At 65.6% G+C, this 18535-nt stretch carries 17 protein-coding genes; 10 read left to right on the top strand and 7 right to left on the bottom strand.

Annotated features, from left to right (window positions below; genetic code table 11):
* Window positions 1-95 precede the first annotated feature (95 nt).
* The 7 genes from HDG34_RS34270 (at window position 96) to HDG34_RS34240 (ending at window position 6571) form a co-directional block, all read left to right on the top strand.
* Window positions 96-1190: a PotD/PotF family extracellular solute-binding protein gene (locus HDG34_RS34270; RefSeq protein ID WP_184067213.1), complete on the top strand. Its 1095-nt coding sequence runs from the start codon at window positions 96-98 to the stop codon at window positions 1188-1190.
* 5 nt (window positions 1191-1195) lie between these two features.
* Window positions 1196-2179 carry an ABC transporter permease gene (locus HDG34_RS34265; RefSeq protein WP_184067248.1) on the top strand — a complete coding sequence of 328 codons (984 nt, stop codon included), beginning with the start codon at window positions 1196-1198 and terminating at the stop codon, window positions 2177-2179.
* The gene (locus tag HDG34_RS34260; RefSeq protein WP_184067211.1) at window positions 2176-3078 is read left to right on the top strand and encodes an ABC transporter permease; all 903 of its coding nucleotides are present in this window, start codon (window positions 2176-2178) and stop codon (window positions 3076-3078) included. The genes HDG34_RS34265 and HDG34_RS34260 overlap by 4 nt, the downstream gene beginning before the upstream one ends.
* Before the next feature lie 25 nt (window positions 3079-3103).
* A complete protein-coding gene (locus HDG34_RS34255; RefSeq protein WP_184067208.1) occupies window positions 3104-4198 on the top strand; it encodes an ABC transporter ATP-binding protein in 1095 nt (364 codons plus the stop codon).
* Between the two features lie 62 nt (window positions 4199-4260).
* Window positions 4261-5082, top strand: coding sequence for a transporter substrate-binding domain-containing protein (locus tag HDG34_RS34250; protein WP_090805986.1), 822 nt, complete (start codon window positions 4261-4263; stop codon window positions 5080-5082).
* Between the two features lie 62 nt (window positions 5083-5144).
* Complete coding sequence (locus tag HDG34_RS34245; protein ID WP_184067205.1) at window positions 5145-5912, top strand: amino acid ABC transporter permease; 768 nt, start codon at window positions 5145-5147, stop codon at window positions 5910-5912.
* Window positions 5913-5914: 2 nt separating this feature from the next.
* Window positions 5915-6571, top strand: coding sequence for an amino acid ABC transporter permease (locus HDG34_RS34240; protein ID WP_184034006.1), 657 nt, complete (start codon window positions 5915-5917; stop codon window positions 6569-6571).
* 20 nt (window positions 6572-6591) lie between these two features.
* Here HDG34_RS34240 and HDG34_RS34235 read toward each other — a convergent pair whose 3' ends face one another.
* The 4 genes from HDG34_RS34235 to HDG34_RS34220 all read right to left on the bottom strand — a co-directional run bounded on the left by HDG34_RS34235 (window position 6592) and on the right by HDG34_RS34220 (window position 12220).
* Window positions 6592-7914: an MFS transporter gene (locus HDG34_RS34235; protein WP_184067246.1), complete on the bottom strand. Its 1323-nt coding sequence runs from the start codon at window positions 7912-7914 to the stop codon at window positions 6592-6594.
* Window positions 7915-8188: 274 nt separating this feature from the next.
* Complete coding sequence (locus tag HDG34_RS34230; RefSeq protein ID WP_184067202.1) at window positions 8189-9493, bottom strand: cytochrome c; 1305 nt, start codon at window positions 9491-9493, stop codon at window positions 8189-8191.
* A 17-nt stretch (window positions 9494-9510) separates the two neighbouring features.
* Entirely contained in the window at window positions 9511-11763 is a 2253-nt protein-coding gene (locus tag HDG34_RS34225; protein ID WP_184067199.1) for a xanthine dehydrogenase family protein molybdopterin-binding subunit, read from the bottom strand.
* Window position 11764: 1 nt separating this feature from the next.
* Complete coding sequence (locus HDG34_RS34220; RefSeq protein ID WP_018420878.1) at window positions 11765-12220, bottom strand: (2Fe-2S)-binding protein; 456 nt, start codon at window positions 12218-12220, stop codon at window positions 11765-11767.
* A 361-nt stretch (window positions 12221-12581) separates the two neighbouring features.
* On the opposite strand from HDG34_RS34220, the gene HDG34_RS34215 reads away from it, so the two are divergent.
* On the top strand, window positions 12582-12980 hold the full coding sequence (locus tag HDG34_RS34215) for a hypothetical protein (RefSeq protein WP_184034018.1): 399 nt from the start codon (window positions 12582-12584) through the stop codon (window positions 12978-12980).
* A 250-nt stretch (window positions 12981-13230) separates the two neighbouring features.
* Here HDG34_RS34215 and HDG34_RS34210 read toward each other — a convergent pair whose 3' ends face one another.
* From HDG34_RS34210 to HDG34_RS34200, 3 genes are all read right to left on the bottom strand, one after another.
* Window positions 13231-14178: a peptidoglycan DD-metalloendopeptidase family protein gene (locus HDG34_RS34210; RefSeq protein WP_184067196.1), complete on the bottom strand. Its 948-nt coding sequence runs from the start codon at window positions 14176-14178 to the stop codon at window positions 13231-13233.
* Between the two features lie 427 nt (window positions 14179-14605).
* Entirely contained in the window at window positions 14606-15784 is a 1179-nt protein-coding gene (locus HDG34_RS34205; protein ID WP_184067193.1) for a porin, read from the bottom strand.
* Between the two features lie 73 nt (window positions 15785-15857).
* Window positions 15858-16100 carry a hypothetical protein gene (locus HDG34_RS34200; protein ID WP_143037192.1) on the bottom strand — a complete coding sequence of 81 codons (243 nt, stop codon included), beginning with the start codon at window positions 16098-16100 and terminating at the stop codon, window positions 15858-15860.
* 211 nt (window positions 16101-16311) lie between these two features.
* On the opposite strand from HDG34_RS34200, the gene HDG34_RS34195 reads away from it, so the two are divergent.
* Entirely contained in the window at window positions 16312-17421 is a 1110-nt protein-coding gene (locus tag HDG34_RS34195; protein ID WP_184067190.1) for an OpgC domain-containing protein, read from the top strand.
* A gap of 212 nt (window positions 17422-17633) precedes the next feature.
* Entirely contained in the window at window positions 17634-18506 is an 873-nt protein-coding gene (locus tag HDG34_RS34190) for an alpha/beta hydrolase family protein (protein ID WP_184067185.1), read from the top strand.
* The last annotated feature ends 29 nt before the right edge of the window (window positions 18507-18535 follow it).

Below are 18535 nucleotides of genomic sequence, written 5' to 3'. Positions count from 1 at the left end.
TGATTTTGGCAAACCTACAGTGCATCCACGCACGGTAGATCCGGCAGCGGTCACGGCGAATCATGGGCAACGGGCGTTCAACACAGGAGACCGCCATGCAGCAGATCAAACGGGGTAGAAGGCAGGCCATCAAGACGATCGGTACGGCGCTCGCGGCATCCGCGCTGCCGATGCCGTTCCTCAATCTGCGCGCACAGGATCACAACTTCAGCGGCAAGACGCTGCGCATCCTGACGTGGTCGGACGATACCGGCACGGCCGCGCTGCGCAACATCGCCGCGACCTTCACGGCGAAGACCGGCGCGAAGGTCATCGCCGATCGCGCCGACGGCACCTCCGGCATGGTCGCCAAAGTCAAGGCAGCGGGCGAGCGCCCCACCTATGACGTGATCACGCTCGCCGGCGTCGGCGCCTCCGGCCTCGCCGACGCGGGCCTGCTGATGAAGCCCGACCTCGACCGCCTGCCGAACCTGAAAGAAGTCGCGCCGCCATACCGCACCGGCGCGAACGGCTTCGGCGTCGGCTATCTGCTGTGGTCCGACGGCCTCATCTACAACACCGCGACGGTCAAGACGCCGCCTTCGTCGTACGAGGCGCTGTGGGACCCGAAATACGCCGGCCGCGTATTCCTGCCGCCGCCCGAGTGGGCCGAAGCGGTCGATCTCGCGATCATCGCCGCGAAGATGAACGGCGGCTCGCAGCAGAACATCGAGCCCGGCTTCAAGAAGCTCGCGCAGCTCAAAGACCGCGTGATGACGCTCGGCGAGAACCCGAACCAGGTGGCCGACCTGTTCCGCACGGGCTCGCTCGACATCGGCGGCATCTACTCGCCCGCGTTTTTCCCGGATCAGATCCGCAAGCCCGAATACAAGATGGGCGTGACCTACGGCATGAAGGAAGGCTTCGCGACGCAACTGATGTTCACGGTGATTCCGAAAGCGCATCCGGGCGATACCGACCTGATCCACGCGTTCATCAATCACTCGCTCGATGCCGGCGTGCAAGGCCGCATGGCGGCCGATGTGCTGAACGGCCCGGTCAACTCGAAAGCGATGATTCCGGCCGAGAGCCGCGCGTTCGTGCCGAGCCCGCAGCAGATCGCCGAGAAAGCCGTGCTGCATGACGACAAGGCGCTCGCCGCCGTGCAGCCGGCATGGATCAAGCGCTACACCGAAATCTTCTCGGCGTAACCACGATGCTCGCGCGCTTCCCGCGGCGTGCCGCGATGATGCCGGACGAAGCCGCGCCGGGCCCAGCGCCCGGCGGCGGCGCCTCCGCTTCCGCAGTTGTTGCGACGGCCGTGACCGACCGCGCTGCTGGCGCAACGACGCTCGCGAAAGCGCGCCCGTGGCTGCTACTTGCGCCGATCCTGCTGTTTCTGGCGATACTCGGCGCGGCCGCACTGGTCGTGCTGCGCATGAGCTTCGGCACGTCCGGCAATGAATGGCGCAGCTTCACGCTGCAGAACTACGCGGACCTGCTCGACGGCTACTTCCTGAAATCGTTGTGGCTGACGCTGCGGCTCGCGTTCCAGAGCATGCTGTGCGCGGTCGTGCTCGCGATTCCGGTCGCGCTCGCGATGGCGCGCACGACATCGCGGCTCGCGCGCCGGCTGCTGCTCGCGGGTGTGCTGCTGCCGCTGCTCGTCAATCTGCTGCTGCAAGGCTATGGCTGGCTCGTGATCCTCGGCCCGGCGGGTCTGCTCAATCACGCGCTGCTCGCGAGCGGACTCGTCGAGCGTCCGGTGATGTGGCTGTATCGCGAGCATGGCGTGCTGCTGGGGCTGATCCAGACCGCGTTTCCGCTCGCCGTGCTGCCGCTGTCCAGCGCGATGCGCGCGGTGTCGATCTCGTACGAGGAAGCCGCCGCGACGCTCGGCGCGACGCGCTGGCAAACGCTGCGTCACGTGCTGCTGCCGCTCGCGATGCCGGGCCTCGTGTCGGGCGCGCTGCTGGTGTTCGCGTACAACGCGAGCGCGTTCGCGGTGCCGCTGCTGCTCGGCGGCCGGCGTGTGCCGATGCTCGCGGTGCTGGTGCACGATCAGGTCGCGCCGCTCTTGAACTGGCCGGCCGCCTCCGCTTCCGGCGTAGTGCTGATGATCGCGACGCTCGCTGTGATGGCGCTGTCGCAACGGCTCGTGCGCCGCACCCAACGTCTGACCGGGGAGCCTCACGCATGAGCACGCCGCTGCCGACCTCGCGCCTGCCTCGCACCGAACCTCGTTCGCCGCGCTTCCCGCGCTTCCCGCGCCTGCCGCAGACGATGCCCGGCCAGCTCGGCCGCGCGACCGCACTCGTCGCGGGCGTGGTGCTGTTTCTCGCCGCGCTGCCGATCCTGACGATGATCGCGATGTCGTTCAGCGCGGCCGACACGCTCGAATTCCCGCCTCACGCGTACAGCCTGCACTGGTACCGCGCGGCGTGGCACAGCTTCGTGTCACCGGACGCGACCGATACGCTGTCGATGGGCGCCGCGCTGAGCACGAGTCTCGTCGTCGCGCTATCGACGATGCTGATCGCGACGCTGGTCTCCATGCCCGCCGCGTACGCGCTGTCGCGCTACCGTTTTCACGGCAAGCCGGTGGTCGAGCAACTGGTCGCGCTGCCGCTCGTCTATCCGCTCGTGATGCTCGGCCTGTCGCTGCTGCTGGTGTTCAACGTGCTGCCGGTCGAGCTTGGCGTCGGCCGGCTGATCATCGCGCATGTGATCCTGGCGCTGCCGTTCACGGTGAAGAACTGCGCGGCGTCGGTCGCGTCGATCGGCCCCGAGTTCGAGGAAGCCGCGCTCGTGATGGGCGCGAGCCCCGGCCGCGCACTCATCGACGTGGTGCTGCCGCTGATGCGCCCCGGCATTCTCGCCGGCATGCTGTTCGCCTTCATCGTGTCGTTCAACGAGTTCACGGTGACGTTCTTCCTGTACAGCATCGACACGATGACGCTGCCGGTATGGCTCTATAGCCGCACGGTGTCGTCGCTCGATCCGACCGTGTTCTGTTTCGCGGTGGTCATCGTCGCGATCGACTTCGCCCTGATCTGGCTGCTCGAAAAGCTGATCGGCGACGAAGGCGTCGCGCTGTGAACCCGCCACCTTGCTGGAGCCTCCGATGACCCCTCTGACCTTGCAGGCCGTCACGCGGCGCTTCGGCGCCGTGCATGCCGTCGACGACGTCGACCTGAGCGTGCCCGACGGCAAGCTCGTGTGCTTTCTCGGCCCGTCCGGCTGCGGCAAGACCACGCTGCTGCGGATGATCGCAGGCCTCGAAACGCCGACCGAGGGCAGCATCCATTTCGCCGGCCGCGACATCACGCGACTGCCGGCCAATCGGCGCGACTTCGGCATGGTGTTCCAGTCGCTCGCGCTGTTTCCGCATATGACGGTCGCGCAGAACGTCGCGTATCCGCTGAAGCTGCGCAAGGTCGCGAAAGAACGGCAAACGCGCCGCGTCGCCGAACTGCTCGAGCTGATCCAGCTGCCGCACATGGCGAACCGGCCGGTCACGCAACTGTCGGGCGGTCAGCGCCAACGCGTCGCGATCGCGCGCGCGATCGCTTCGGAGCCGCAACTGCTGCTGCTCGACGAACCGCTGTCCGCGCTCGACGCGAAGCTGCGCGAAGCGATGCAGGTCGAAATCCGCCTGCTGCAGCAACGCCTCGGCATCACGACGATCATGGTCACGCACGACCAGCGCGAAGCGATGACGATGGCCGACGAGATCGTCGTGATGGAGAAAGGCCGCATCGCGCAGGTCGGCAAGCCGCTCGACATCTACCGCGATCCGGTCAGCGAGTTCGTCGCCGACTTCATCGGGCTCGGCAACATTCTGCCGGTGCGGTACGACGGCGCGGGCGTCGTGAGCCTGCCGGGCGGACGGCGCATCGCGGTGACGCCGCACCCGGGCGCGCCGCTCGCCGATGCGCGGCAGCCGGGTGCGGCCGGCGACGCGATCCGCCTGCTGATTCGCCCCGAGGACATCTGCGTGAAGGCGGCCACGGAAGCACCGAACCCGAACCGGCTGCCTGGTACCGTCACGTTCATTCGCGACGTCGGCGCCTCGCTCGAAGCGACGATCGATTGCGTGGGCTTCACGCTGACCGCCGCAACCACGCCGCGCGAAACGCCCGGGCTCGCGCTCGGCATGCCGGTGCTCGCCGAGCTGCCGCCGCACGCGTGCAAGCTGATCGCCGCGCGCGCCGCCTGATACCCGAACCCATCACACGGCCTTGCTTGAATAACTACCGTATTACGACAGAGGAACCCATCATGAACCAGCGCCCCGCTCTCCAATCGACCCGCCGCGTGTTCGCGACGCTCGCCGCGACGCTCGCGATGACCGCGCTCGGCGCGCTGTGCGCACTGCCGTCGGCCGCGCATGCCGACGCGCTCGACGACATCGCGAAGTCGGGCACCGTGCGCATCGGCGTATTCGAGGACTATCCGCCGTTCGGCTCGATCGGTCCGGACATGAAACCGGTCGGCTACGACATCGACGTCGCCAATCTGATCGGCAAGGCGCTCAACGCGAAGGTCGAACTGGTGCCGGTCACCGGCGACAACCGCATGGCCTTTCTCGCCGACCACAAGGCCGACATGTTGCTGTCGGTCGGCCAGACGCCCGAGCGCGAAAAAGTGATCGACTTCTCGCAACCCTACGCGCCGTACTACCTCGCGGTGTTCGGCCCGAAGTCGCTGCCGGTGAAGACCGCCGCCGACCTCGGCGGCAAGTCGATCTCGGTCGCGCGCGGCACGCTCGAAGACCTGAGCGTGACGAAGATCGCCCCGCCGTCGGCGAACATCAAACGTTTCGACGATCCGAACGGCGCTATTTCGGCGTTTCTTTCTGGTCAGGTACAGTTGATGGTGGTCGGCAACGACGTCGGCGCGACGATTCTCGCGCGGCATCCGGCGAACGATCCGGAGCAGAAGTTCGCGCTGTTCAGCTCGCCCGATCACGTCGGTCTGAACAAGAACGAGCCGCGCCTGAAGGCGAAGGTCGACGAAACGATTGCCAAGGCCCGCAAGGACGGCACGATGAACGCGATTTCGCAGAAGTGGCTGCGCGCGCCGCTGCCGGCCGATTTTTGAAACCTGTGGCGTGGCGCCGTGAAGGCCGCGCCGCGATCTGATCCTACGATGGGCACGAGGCCATGACTTACGCGTTCGATTTCAGCGGCTTCGGCCTCTATGCGGGGATGCTCGCGCGCGGCGCCGCCGTGACGCTCGGCCTCACGGCCGTGTCGACCCTGGCGGGCGGGATGGTGGGGATCGCCGGCGCGAGCATCGCGGCGGCCGGGCCGAAGTGGGCGCGCTGGCTGGTCGCGAGCTACGTCGAGCTGATCCGCAACACGCCGTTTCTGGTGCAGTTGTTCTTCGTGTTTTTCGGCCTGCCGAGCCTCGGCATTCATATCGACGAGATACAGGCCGCGATTCTTGCGATGACCGTCAATCTCGGCGCGTACGCGATCGAGATCGTGCGCGCCGGCATCGATTCGATTTCGCGCGGCCAGGTGCAGGCCGCCCAGGCGCTCGGCCTGCATGGGCGCCAGGTGTTCCGCTACGTCGTGCTGCCGCAGGCGCTCGCCAACGTGTTTCCCGCGCTGCTCGGCCAGGTGCTGATCGTGATGCTCGGCTCGGCCGTCGTGTCGCAGATCTCGGTGCCCGACCTGACCTATGCGGCGAACTTCATCCAGTCTCGCAACTTCCGCTCGTTCGAGAGCTACGTGATCATCACGGCTGCCTATCTGCTGATGTCGATCGTGTTGCGGCAGCTGTTGAACCGCTTCGGCCGCGGGCTGTTCGCGGGCCGCGCGGCGCGAGGTAACAACCGCAGTAGTAGCGGCAACGACGGCTTGCCGCGCAACTGGCGCAGTCGCCTGATGTGGCGCGGCGCGCGCACCCTGCCGACGGAGCGCTGATCATGGTCGAATTCACGCTGTGGGACATCGCCCGCAACCTGCTGCTCGCCGCGCGCTGGACCGTGCTGCTGTCGCTGATCGCGTTCGTCGGCGGCGGGATCGTCGGGCTCGTGCTGCTCGCGATGCGCGTGTCGCCGATCGCGTGGCTGCGCCGCATCGTCGTGCTGTACGTCGAGGTGTTTCAGGGCACGCCGCTCTTGATGCAGCTTTTTCTCGCCTTCTTCGGCTTGCCGCTCATCGGCATCGACGTGTCGCCGTGGGCCGCCGCGACCGTCACGCTGACGCTCTATACGAGCGCGTATCTGGTCGACATCTGGCGCGGCTGCGTCGAAGCGGTGCCGCGCGGTCAGTGGGCCGCGGGTGCGAGCCTCGGCATGACGTTCGGCCAGCAGTTGCGCTACATCGTGTGGCCGCAGGCGCTGAAGATCGCGGTCGCGCCGAGTGTCGGTTTTCTCGTGCAGGTGGTCAAGAGCACCGCGCTCGCGTCGATCATCGGCTTCGCCGAACTGACGAAGACCGGCACGATGATCACGAATGCCGCGTTCCGGCCGTTTCCGATCTACGGCATGGTCGCGATGATCTACTTCGCGATGTGTTTTCCGCTGACCTGGTATGCTCGCGTGCTCGAAAAGCGGCAGAAGGTGGGACAGCATCGGTGAGGTGATTCGCGCTCTGTAGTTCAAGTCACGGATACGTGCTGCCGGGAAGCAATCTTGATGCGCGAGACGAACCACGCCGCGAGCACGAACCACCCTGCTGCGACGACGAACGCGACGACATAGGCGGGTCCGGCACCGGCAAACGCCTTGACCCATGACAGCATCCACCCGGTCGCGGCAGGGCCGAGGATCTGCGGTAGCACCATCGACACTTGCCAGATGCCCATGTCCTTGCCGCTGGACGCATCGTCGGGCAACACTTGCAGCGCGAGTGCCCAGTCGACGGCTTGATAGGTTCCGTAAGCGGCGCAGAAAACCAGCCCGACTGTGATCACCAGCAACAGGTTTGGATGCAACGCCAGCAGGACAAAGCCAATCGCAGCTCCGGCCATGATCCAGCTGGTCAGGCGGACAACGGGAACGACGCCGTGCCGGTCGGCGAGCCGTGCGCCCAGCAGGCTGGCCGGGATCGCTAGCACCACGCCGACGCCAAGCAGCCCATTCAGGAGACTGGTCGGATGACGAATGCCGATCACGTCCTGCAGGTAGTACAACATGAAGGCGAAGATCGACCAGATTCCCATGTTGCCGAACAGACGGGTTACCAGCACCCAGTAAAAGTTTCGGTGCAGGCGTGGGTCGAGATAGAACGAGCGCATGAACGTGACGAGCTCGAACCGTTCTCGGGATCTGACAGGTGTCGGCTCGCGCGAGCCGCGAATCGTCAGCCAAAGGCAGAGCAACATGATCGCAATGAACGCGGCAACCGTAGGATACAGGTGGCCCGGAGAATAGAGGGCAACGAGCACCACGTTGCCAGTGATCGTGCCGAGCACGGTCATCACGTTGAGCCACGCGCTCGCGCGGTTGGTTTCCTGTTTTGGCACGACATCGGGCACCAGCCCGGCGTACGGCCCCGCCGCCCAGTTCCACCAGAACTGGAGATGCAGGAACGCGAGTGTATACATCCCCACGCTGCCCCCGCCGTTGAATGAAGCAAGCCATACCAGTGCAACCGCAATGCCGAACACGCCGGTGACGAGAAACGGTCGCCGACGTCCATGTTTTGCAGAGCAGCGATCCGAAAGCGCGCCGGCCAGTGGCGCCACGATCATCGCAATGAATGCGCCGGACGCAATGACGGAGCCGGCCACGCCTTCCTTCAACGCGGTATCGCGTCCGAGCATCTCGGCGACCTGTGCCGGCACGAGCACCGGAACGACCGTCATCCATTGGGTAAAGAGCGCAAACCACAGCGACGCGATCTGTATGTGACTGAGCGTCGACAGGCGAGAAGCCGACGGAGTGACCGACACGTTTCGGGCTTGACTGGATAGGGTCATGTCGGAAGTCCATGAGCTTCGCGCAGAGACTTCGACGCCGCACGGCGGACGAAGGTCGTGGCCAATTCCGAGAGCCGTTCGAACACGACGGGGACTCCCATAGGACCAATGCGCCTGTATCGGTCGTGGTGCAAATGTCGGCATTGGCCGACGGCGAGTCCATCGACGAAGGCACGGTGTGGCCGCCCCACTATGATAGCTGCCGTCGGTTGGCCCACAACCTGAAACGGCGCGAGGTCGGCAAGCGCGCTTCTGCGCCGCACTTAGCGACCGATCAACGCCCCGCCTGCGTCGACTGCCGCAACTTCGCCACCTCCGCCGCACCGACCGCCGGCGCGCCGTTGTTCCAGCCAGCCCGCACGAAGCTCAGCACATCGGCGATCTGCTGATCGTCGAGCACCGCGGCGAAGCCGGGCATCGGAAACGGCGACGGCACGCCGTCGATCACGAGATCGCCGGTGCCGTTCAACGTGACGTTGATCAGCGACGACGCGTCCTTCGCGAGCACGTTCGGATTGCCGGCGAGAGGCGCGAGCATCGGCGCGAAGCCGTGCCCGTCGACGCCGTGGCAATGCATGCAATACGCCGTATAGACGCGTGCGCCGGCATCGTTCGCGGGGCGATCGAGCGACACCTTCGTCGCCTGCGGATCGTACGTATAGGCCGCCGCGCCGGTGCCGCCGACCGGCGGCAGCGACTTCAGATACGTCGAGACTGCCGCGACGTCCTGATCGCTCATCGCTTGCGTGCTGTTGTTGATCACGCTCGTCATCGCGCCGAACGCCGATGCATGGCGATTCGCGCCGGTCTTCAGGAACGTGCGCAGATCCTCGTCGCTCCAGCGGCCGAGCCCGGTGTTGTGCTCGCCCGTGAGGTTCGACGCGAACCAGCCGTCGAGCAGCGCGCCGCTCAGGAATGCGCTGCCGCTTTCGTCGAGCGCACTTTCCTGGAACGCAACACCGCGCGGCGTGTGACACGACCCGCAATGTCCGAGCCCTTGCACCAGATACGCGCCGCGATTCCACGCGACGTCCTTGCCCGGCTTGTCGCGATACGCACCCTTCTCGAGAAACGCCATGTTCCAGAACATCAGCGGCCAGCGCATGTTCAACGGCCACTTGATGTCGGACTCGCGATTCGCCTGCTGCACTGGCGCGACGCCGTGCATGAAGAACGCGTACAGCGCCTTCACGTCGTCGTCGTCGACCTTCGCGTAGGACGGATACGGCATCGCCGGATACAGGTTGTGGCCGTCTTTCGCGACGCCCTCACGCAGCGCCCGCGCGAAGTCGGCTTCCGTGTAACCGCCGATGCCGGTCCGTGCGTCGGGCGTGATATTGGTCACGTAGATGCGGCCCATCGGCGTGTTCATCGGCAGGCCGCCGGCGAACGGCTTGCCTTTCGGCGCGGTGTGGCAAGCGGCGCAATCGCCGAGTTGAGCGAGGTAAGCGCCGCGTTGCACGAGCGTTTGATCGGCTGCGCCGGTGGCTGACGCAGTTGCGGCATCAGCAGGCGCCTGGGCGATAAACGGCAATGCGACGCATAGCGCCGCGCCAAGACCCTTCAGCATTTTTTTCATGTCGGGCTCCTTTCGCGTCAGGCGTTGTGCAGTTGGCGGCCAACCGGCAATTGCCGCAGCCGCGTGCCGGTGGCCGCATAGATCGCGTTGGTCAGCGCGGGCGCGAGCGCCGCGGTGCCGGGTTCGCCGATGCCGCCGGGCGCCTCGCCGCTCTTCACGATATGCACGTCGATCGGCGGCGTCTGGTTGATGCGCAGCATCCGGTAGTCGGTGAAGTTGTTCTGCTCGACGCGACCGTCCTTGATCGTGATCTCGCTATAAAGCGCCGCCGTGATGCCGAAGATGATGCCGCCCTGCACCTGCGCTTCGATCGTGTTCGGGTTGACGAACATCCCGCAATCGACCGCGCAGTTGACGCGCTTGACCGTCACTTCGCCCTGCTCGAGCGCGACCTCGACGACGATCGCGAAGAAGCTGCCGAACGCGTGCATCACCGAGATGCCGCGCCCTTGCCCCTTGGGCAGCGCGCTGCCCCAGTTGCCCGCTTGCGCGGCCAGGTTGAGTACGTTCAACGCGCGCGGCGATTTGCCGAGCAGATCGCGCCGGTACTGCACCGGATCGATCTTCGCGTGCGCGGCGAGTTCATCGATGAAACTCTCGACGACGAACGTGCCGCGCGTCGGCCCGACGCCGCGCCAGAACGCGGTGGGCACCGCGTGCGGTTCCACGCGCACGTAGTCGACCAGCTGGTTCGGCAGGTCGTACGGCAGATCGGCGGCGACCTCCACCGCGTCGGGGTCGAGCCCGTTCTTGAACGCGGGCGGCGCGAAGCGCGCCATGATCGACGACCCGGCGATGCGATGCTGCCACGCGATCGGTTTGCCGTTCGCGTCGAGCCCGGCGGAGATCGTGTCGTAGTAGTACGGTCGGTACATGTCGTGCTGGATGTCCTCCTCGCGCGTCCACAGCACCTTGACCGGCGTCGACACCTGTTTGCCGACCTTCACGGCCTGCGTGACCATGTCGGTTTCGAGCCGCCGTCCGAAGCCGCCGCCGATCAGATGGTTGTGCACGATGATCTTGTCGGCGGGCAAGCCCGTGACCGCGACCGCCGCATCGACGACACGCGTCGGCACCTGCGAGCCGAGCCAGATTTCGCAGGCGTCGCCGCGCACGTGGACCGTGGCGTTGACCGGCTCCATCGTCGCGTGCGCGAGGAACGGCTGCTGGTAGACCGCGTCGACGCGCGACTTCGCATCGCCGAACGCGCGGCCGACGTCGCCGTCCTTGCGCGCCACCGCGCCGCCATGTTGCGAGGCCGCCGCGAGATCGTCGACGATGCGCTTCATCGATACCTGCGCGCCCGCGCCCTCGTTCCACTTGATGTCGAGCGCCTGCAGGCCGCGCTTCGCGGCCCACGTGTGAGCGCCGATCACCGCGACCGCGTTGTCGAGCTTGATGACCTCGCGCACGCCGGGGATCGTCTTCGCATGTGTATCGTCGACGCTCGCGAGCGTGCCGCCGAACACCGGACAGTTCGCGATCGCCGCGTAAACCATCTCAGGCAAGCGCACGTCGAGGCCGAACTGCGCGGTACCGTCGACTTTCTCCGGCGAATCGAGACGCTTCGCCGGCGTGCCGATCAGCTTGAAGTCCTTCGGGTCTTTCAACGGCACGTTCTGCGGCGCGGGCAGCGCGGAGGCGGCCTGCGCGAGCTGACCATAGCTCGCGCTGCGATTACTGGCCGGGTGGATCACCTGACCGGCCTGCGCATGGCAACTCGCCGGATCGACCTGCCACTGCTGCGCGGCCGCGTTGATCAGCATCACGCGCGCAGTCGCGCCCGCGCGGCGCATCGGCTCCCACGCGAAGCGGATCGACGTCGAGCCGCCGGTCAACTGGCCGCCGAGCAGCGGGTCCATGAAGAGCTTTTCGTTGGGCGGCGCATGATCGAGCGTGACCGTGCCGAGCGGTACTTCGAGTTCCTCGGCGATCAGCATCGGAATCGACGTATAGACGCCCTGACCCATCTCGACCTTCGGTATCACGAGCGTGACCTTGCCAGCGTTGTCGATCTGGATGAACGCGTTCGGCGCGAACACGCCGTTTTGCGGCGCCTCGTTCGCATCGCCGCCGATCACGCTCTTGCCCGCCTTCTGATCCTGGCTCGCGGCCGGCATGCTGAAGCCGAGCAGCAGACCGCCGCCGGCCGCGGCGCCGACCGTCACGCCGAATTTGAGGAAGCCGCGCCGCGAGATGCCGCGCGCATGCCGCGTGTCGGTGTCAGCCGGCTGCGCGCCGTTCTGCGCATCGAGCAATCCCTGGGACATGTCAGGCCCCCTTCGCGGCGTGCTTGATCGCCGCGCGCACGCGGTGATAGGTTCCGCAGCGGCAGATGTTGCCCGCCATCGCGGCGTCGATGTCGGCGTCGCTCGGATTGGGATTGCGCGCGAGCAGCGACGCCGCCGACATCACCTGCCCCGACTGACAGTAGCCGCATTGCACGACGTCGAGCTCACGCCAGGCCTGCTGCACTTTCTGGCCCGTGGGCGTGGCGCCGAGCGCTTCGATCGTGACGATCTTGCGGTCGCCGACCGCCGCCGCCGGGAACACGCACGAGCGCACCGCGACGCCATCGAGATGCACGGTGCATGCGCCGCATTGCGCGATGCCGCAGCCGAACTTGGTGCCGGTCAGCCCGACGAGATCACGCAGCACCCACAGCAGGGGCATGTCGGGCGGGGCATCGACGGTATGGGTTTCGCCGTTGATATTGAGCGTTGTCATGAGCGGCTCCGGGTGGGGACGTTGTTGTGGTCACGCGGTTTAGATCGCGACACCGCACCAGACCGCTGACATGCACCGGTTTTGTTCGGCGTGTCGCGCTAATAAGCCATGAAATGCGGCCTGTGAGCGGGCGGGTGTCGCAAGAAAACCGGCCGATTGTAGTCGTGTCGAAAGAAGTTCGCTTTGGCGGTGTCAGGCGGCACATCGCATGCTGTGCGCGGTGGATCGCATGTGTGGGCTGGAGCGATGCGTTACCATCGACGGATCGATCCGTTAGCGTGATCGCGCGACCCGCTGCATCGCACTGCGTGGTGTTGCGACGCACGATTCCGTCGAATCACCTCAGCCGCTGGAGCCGCCGATGAACGACCCGCAATGCACTCAATTCCTCACGGACATTCGCCGACCATTGCTTGCGCTGCACAAGGCGATTCTCGATCACGAACGCGCCGCGTACGAAAAGGAGTTCGGCCCGGTAACGCCGGCGGCATTCCTGCAGGTGCTGATCAACGGCTCGGGGTTTCGTTGGCTGACGCCGCTGTCGACGGTGATCGCGAGCGTCGACGAAGTTCTCGACGACGCGGAAGCCGAGGCCGGCGACCGTCTCGCGACCGCCGAGGCCGTGGTCGGCCTGTTCTCGCCCGATCAACCGCACAATCACTTCCTGCCGCGTTATCTGCCGCTCTTGCAGGCCGATCCCGCGATCCTGCATTACCACGGTGAGGTATCGCGGCTGCTGCGCGGAGGGCAAACAACGTAACGGCGATTCGCACCAGGCACGGCGGCGGCGCGTGCGCTGCCTGCCGGCTCCTGCATTGCCTCACCGTTCATAAACGGCTGCGGGTCGAGGCCGCATGGTTGATCGTCGGTATTCTTGCGCAGATCGAGCGGAATGCTCTGACATGAAGGTACTTTTGCAACGATTCGTCGACCGCCGGAATGCGCGGTCGATCAAATTACCTGGTTTAGCTGAATAAATTCAAGGTGAGCTTTTGCGGGAACGTGGAAGCTCAGCCGCGCCCCTGCGGTAGATAAGGCAGCGGATCGACCGGCTTGCCGTCGCGCCGCACTTCGAACCCCACCGACACACGCGAGTTGTTCTCGTCGCCCATCTCCGCGATCTGCTGTCCCTTGCGGACGATGTCGCCCATCTTGACCATCAGCTTGCGGTTGTGCGAATACGCGGTCAGAAAATCCTTGTTGTGCTGGACGATGATCAGACTGCCGTAGCTGTTCAGTCCGGTGCCCGCGTACATCACCTTGCCGTCGGCGGCGGCTCGCACTGGATCGCCCGCGTTGCCGCCGATTTCGATGCCGCGTGTTTCGCCGGGCTGGAACGCTTCGACGACGCCGCCCGCGGCAGGCCATGCGAGCGTCACGCTGCTCGCGTGCCGGCGGGTTTCCTGCGTGACTTCGCGCACTGCGGTGGCATCCGCAGCCGGCGCGGCGGACTGTGTCGAAGCTTGCGCCGACGTTTGCGCTGTCGCTTGTGACGCACGCTGCGCTGCGGATTGCGCCGCCGCCTTCGCGGCGGCCGCCGCATTGGCCGCCTTCACCGCGCGCACCGTTTCCGGCGACGCAACGTGCAGCACCTGCCCCGGCTTCAGCCGCGCCGACACCTTCAACCCGTTCCATGCCTGCAACTGCTTGACGCTGATGTGATGATGCTGCGCAACCCGCGCGAGCGTGTCGCCGCGCCTGACCCGATACACGAGCGGCGGCGATTTTTTCAGCGGCGCGTTATCGCTGGCGTCGATCGACAGCGGCGCGGCTGCCGCCGGGTCGCCGGACGCCGCTCCCGTCGCATTCGCCGCCGGCACGCCGGACGCCGCGTTGGCGCTGGTTGCCGCACCGTTCTGCGCATTCGGCTGCCCGACGTTCGCACAACCGCTGACGGCCAGCGCGACCCACGCGCCAGCGAGACTGGCCAATAACGTTCTGTCGAAACGCTTTCTCATCCTGTTCGACTCCTGCTGTATGAATGCGCAAGCCGGATAGCCCGATGCCGCGGACGAGGTGCGCGATCTTCGGCCGCGCGGCCTTCCCGACGGCACGGCGAAGCCGCCTCGTATGGCGCTCATTTCCTGCCTGCTTGCCGATTGAATTTCTCGCGGAATTCTAAAGTGTCGTTTAATAAAAACGCCCTGCCCCACACACTCTGATACAGACGTTACGAGCCGTATTTCCGCGTTACGACCGCACGTGTATTGGGACGCCAACGACGCACACATCACCGCTTCGCCGCGGCGCGTTCAGACTTGTTGACATTCGACTTATCGGCAGGCGCGAGGGGAACTTGAATAGCCATGCGTCGCGTCGGAGGGCGCAAAAAAGCCAGCCTTCGAAATCCGAAGGCTGGCCGATCTGCGTTTGAAGGGCAGCGAACTAGAACTTATGCCGGATCGCCGCGCGCACGACGACCTGCTTCGACGTCGACGACGGCGACTGCGTGCCGGGGATGAATGCGAAATCGAGGATCGATAGCGTGGAATCGCCGGTGACCTGTTGATAGGCGCCCTGCAGATAGAGGTCGGTGCGTTTGGACAGGTTGTAGTCGGCCATCAGGCCGAACGTATGGATGCGCGGCTTCACGCCGCCGTTCGATGCGTCGTAGGTTTCCATCGTGTACACGTACTGCGCGCCGACGAACAGCACCGGCGAAATCTGATATTTGCCGTTGATCTCGAAGTTCTGATACTTGAGCGAATTCAGCAGCACGCCCGGCGGTGTGACGGGCACGAGCGGCACCAGCGGCTCGATGCCGAGATAGCCGTTTGCGGTCGGCTCCAGGTAGTTCGAGTTGCTATAGACGAAGCCCGCCGTCGCCGGTCCGAACGTATAGGTGATGCCGCCGCCGAACACGCGCAGGCGCGTCGCGACGAAGCCGGCGTCGTTCGCGGTGATCGCCCCGTTCGAGCCGTTGCCCGGATTGTCGGCCTGCAGATAGGCGGCCGCGACCAGCAGCCCGCCATACGTGTACTGGCCGCCGAAGCTGTAGGCGCGATTGTTGGCGAAGTTCGTGTCGTTGCTGAAGCTGTAGGTGCCGCCGAACTGGAAGCCCGAGATCGACGGGGTCGTGTACTTGACGGTGTTATCGAGGCGGAACGTGTTGTCGGTGTTGTCGTTGTCGTACGGATGCGAGAACAGCTCGCCGCCCCAGTTGCCGTTGGCCGTGGTCTGCGCGAGATAATCGACGACCGAGTCGTATTGCCGGCCGAACGTCAGCGTGCCGTACGCCTCTGAACTGAGTCCGACGAAAGCCTGCCGGCCGAACAGGCGGCCGCCCTGCCCGAGCCGCCCGGAATTCAGATCGAAACCATTCTCGAGCTGGAAGATCGCCTTCAGGCCGCCGCCGAGATCTTCGGAGCCCTTCAGGCCCCAGCGGCTTCCCTGCGCAAGACCGCTGGCGAGTTCATAAACATGGCCGTGGCCGACATTGTTCGTGTAGTTGATGCCTTCGTCGATCACGCCGTACAGCGTGACGCTAGTCTGCGCGGCGGCAGGCGCGGCAAGAACGGCAGACGCAGCAATGGAGACAGCCAGCGCGAACACTTGCTTGTTCATGATGATCTCCCTGCACCGCGAGTGATAGGACAACTCGATCCGGCCGCTTTGTTCTCTTTGCTCTTTATTCTCGTCACTTTTCCAGCAGTTCTGAAGACTGCTCCAATGGCTGCGCTTTTCCGGAAATCCTCACATGACATCGTCCGGGCGTCCATGAGTGGATGCGCCAAGCATCGAGAATGTTGCTAATTCTCCACTGCGTGTTGCTGCCTCTTTTTTCGTAACGTCGCTTCAGGTAAACAGCAGCCGCTGCTGCCCGTCTCGCTGCGTCATTGTCATGAAAAGAAATATAATCCTGCGCCTTGCTGCGATGCAACGGAACTCGGCGTCACAGCCAAGGTCATCTTCACAGCCCGCTGACACGGCCGCCTTGCGATACCGGTCGAGCGTGGCGAGATGGGCCACAGGCGACGCCAGCACGGATCACCTCACCGCCGCAGCACCCAATCCCATATTAAAAAGCCTTGTGAGACGCCCGCCGCGCTGGATCAGCGCGCCGTCGCACGGGGCTGCTTTTGACGCAAACAATGGCCAAGTCATCTTCCCGCCTGATCGAGCTCGACTTTTTCCGCGGACTGGTTCTGCTGATCATCGTCGTCGATCACATCGGCGGCAGCATTCTGTCGCGCGTGACGCTGCACGCGTACGCGCTGTGCGATGCCGCAGAAGTATTCGTGTTCCTCGGCGGCTTCGCGACCGCCACCGCCTATGCGACGCTCGCCGAGCGGCGCAATGAGACGATCGCGCGCGGCCGCTTCCTGCGCCGCTCGTTCGAGATCTATCGCGCGTTTCTCGTCACTGCCGGGCTGATGCTGCTGGTCAGCGCGGTGCTAACCGCATTCAGCATCGACGGGCCGAATCTCGCCACGACCGATCTCGACGACCTGATCGACACGCCGCTTGCCGCGCTGCGCGACATCGTGCTGCTACGCCGCCAGCCGTACCTCGCGTCCGTGCTGCCGATGTACGCGTTCTTCGCGCTGCTGGTGCCCGCGATCCTGCCGCTCGCGCGCAGCAAGCCTTGGCTGCTGGTCGCCGGCAGCGTCGCGCTGTGGGCCGGCGCACCGGCGGTCAGCCAGTACCTTCCCGCCGCGCCCGACATGCACTGGGACTTCAACCCGTTCGCGTGGCAACTGATGTTCGTGCTCGGCGTGCTCGCGCGCTGCCAGCCGGTGTATCAGCGCACCAGCGCGCATCGATCCGGGTGGCTCGTCAGCGTGCTGGCGTTCGCGGTGGTCGTGGGCGCCGCGTACTACAAGCTCGTTGTGCTGCATGCGCCACTTGCCGCGAGCCTCAAGCAGAACCTGTCCTACCTGCGCGCGGGGAACTTCCTCGCGATCGCATGGCTCGTCGCCAATCTGGTCGAGCTCGGCTGGGCGAAGAAGGTCGCGCGGCGGCTGCCGTGGGTCGGCGTGATCGGGCGTCAGGGTTTGCTGTGCTTCATTGCCGGCGCGGTGATTTCGCTGGTGATCGACTCGCTGCTCTACGCGGCGACCGATGGTTCCCTGAACTATCCGCTCGGACTGCTCGCCGATGCGGCCGCGGTCGGCGCGCTGTTTGCCGTCGCGTTGGCCGTGGAACCGCTGAAGCGGGTCGTCGGGCGGCTCGTGGACGGGCGGCTGCGGACGTCGGGCTGAAGAACTTTTCGGCAACGTTTCGAGCGCCCTTCGAGCGCGTCCCTGACGCGTCGCGATTTTCGGGGCACTTGACGTCCCCTTGGCGCCCGAAGAACTTTGCGCGCATAAAGCGCCGTCCTTCTCTGCGCCACTTTCCATCTCAAATCTGGCGTCAATGCTGATAGCATGACGGCCGCGCGCGAGTCCCGCGCCCGCCGGCCTTCCCTACTGACATGCGTCGATTCCTCAGTTTCGCCCTCGCACTGCTTGCCTTCGCCGTCGGCGCGCCCGCGTTCGCGAGCACGGTCGCGAGCCGCAGCTTCCATTCCGATGCGCTCGGCCGCGACTGGAACTACACGATCTACCTGCCGGGCGGCTATCGCGCGGACGGTCCGCGCCTGCCGGTGCTCTACCTGCTGCACGGCAATAACGGCGACGCCAACGACTGGCTCACGCAAGGTCATTTGCAGAACGCCGCGGACACGCTGATCGAGCGCAAGGAGATTGCCCCGGTCGTCATCGTGATGCCGCAAGGCGGCACGGACTGGTACGTCGACCGCAAGGAAAAGATGGAGAGCGCGTTCTTCGACGATCTGCTGCCCGAGATCGAAACGCACTACGCGGTCGCGACGCAGCGCGGCGGCCGGATGATCGGCGGCGTGTCGATGGGCGGCTTCGGCGCGCTGCGCTACGCGCTGACGCAGCCCGGGATGTTTTGCGGCGCGCTGCTGCTCAGTCCGGCGATCTACGCGAACGAGCCGCCGCGCGCGTCGGCGGCACGGCGGGTCGGCGTGTTCGGCGAGCGCCAGTTCGATCCGCGCGTGTGGCACGAGCTCAACTATCCGGCGCAGTGGGACCGCTACATGAGCCAAGCATATCGCCTGCCGATGTTCATCGCATCCGGCGACGACGACCTCGACATCCAGGCCGACGCCTCGCTGCTGTACACGCATCTGCGGCTCGCGGGCAATCCGGCGGCGCTGCGCATCATCGACGGCGGCCACACGTGGGACGTGTGGAGCGCGCTGTTGCCCGCCGCGCTCAAATACACGCTCGGCTGCGTGAAGCCGCCGGCGCAGGAGCATCCGTCGAATCAGCGCCCTTGAGCCGGCGCGGCACGCGAGGCGCACGGCCG

Source organism: Paraburkholderia sp. HC6.4b (genome assembly GCF_014200875.1).
GTDB classification, from domain to species: domain Bacteria; phylum Pseudomonadota; class Gammaproteobacteria; order Burkholderiales; family Burkholderiaceae; genus Paraburkholderia; species Paraburkholderia tuberum.
Note: the sequence above shows the minus strand (reverse complement) of the source record. Positions and strands in the feature narration are given on the sequence as shown.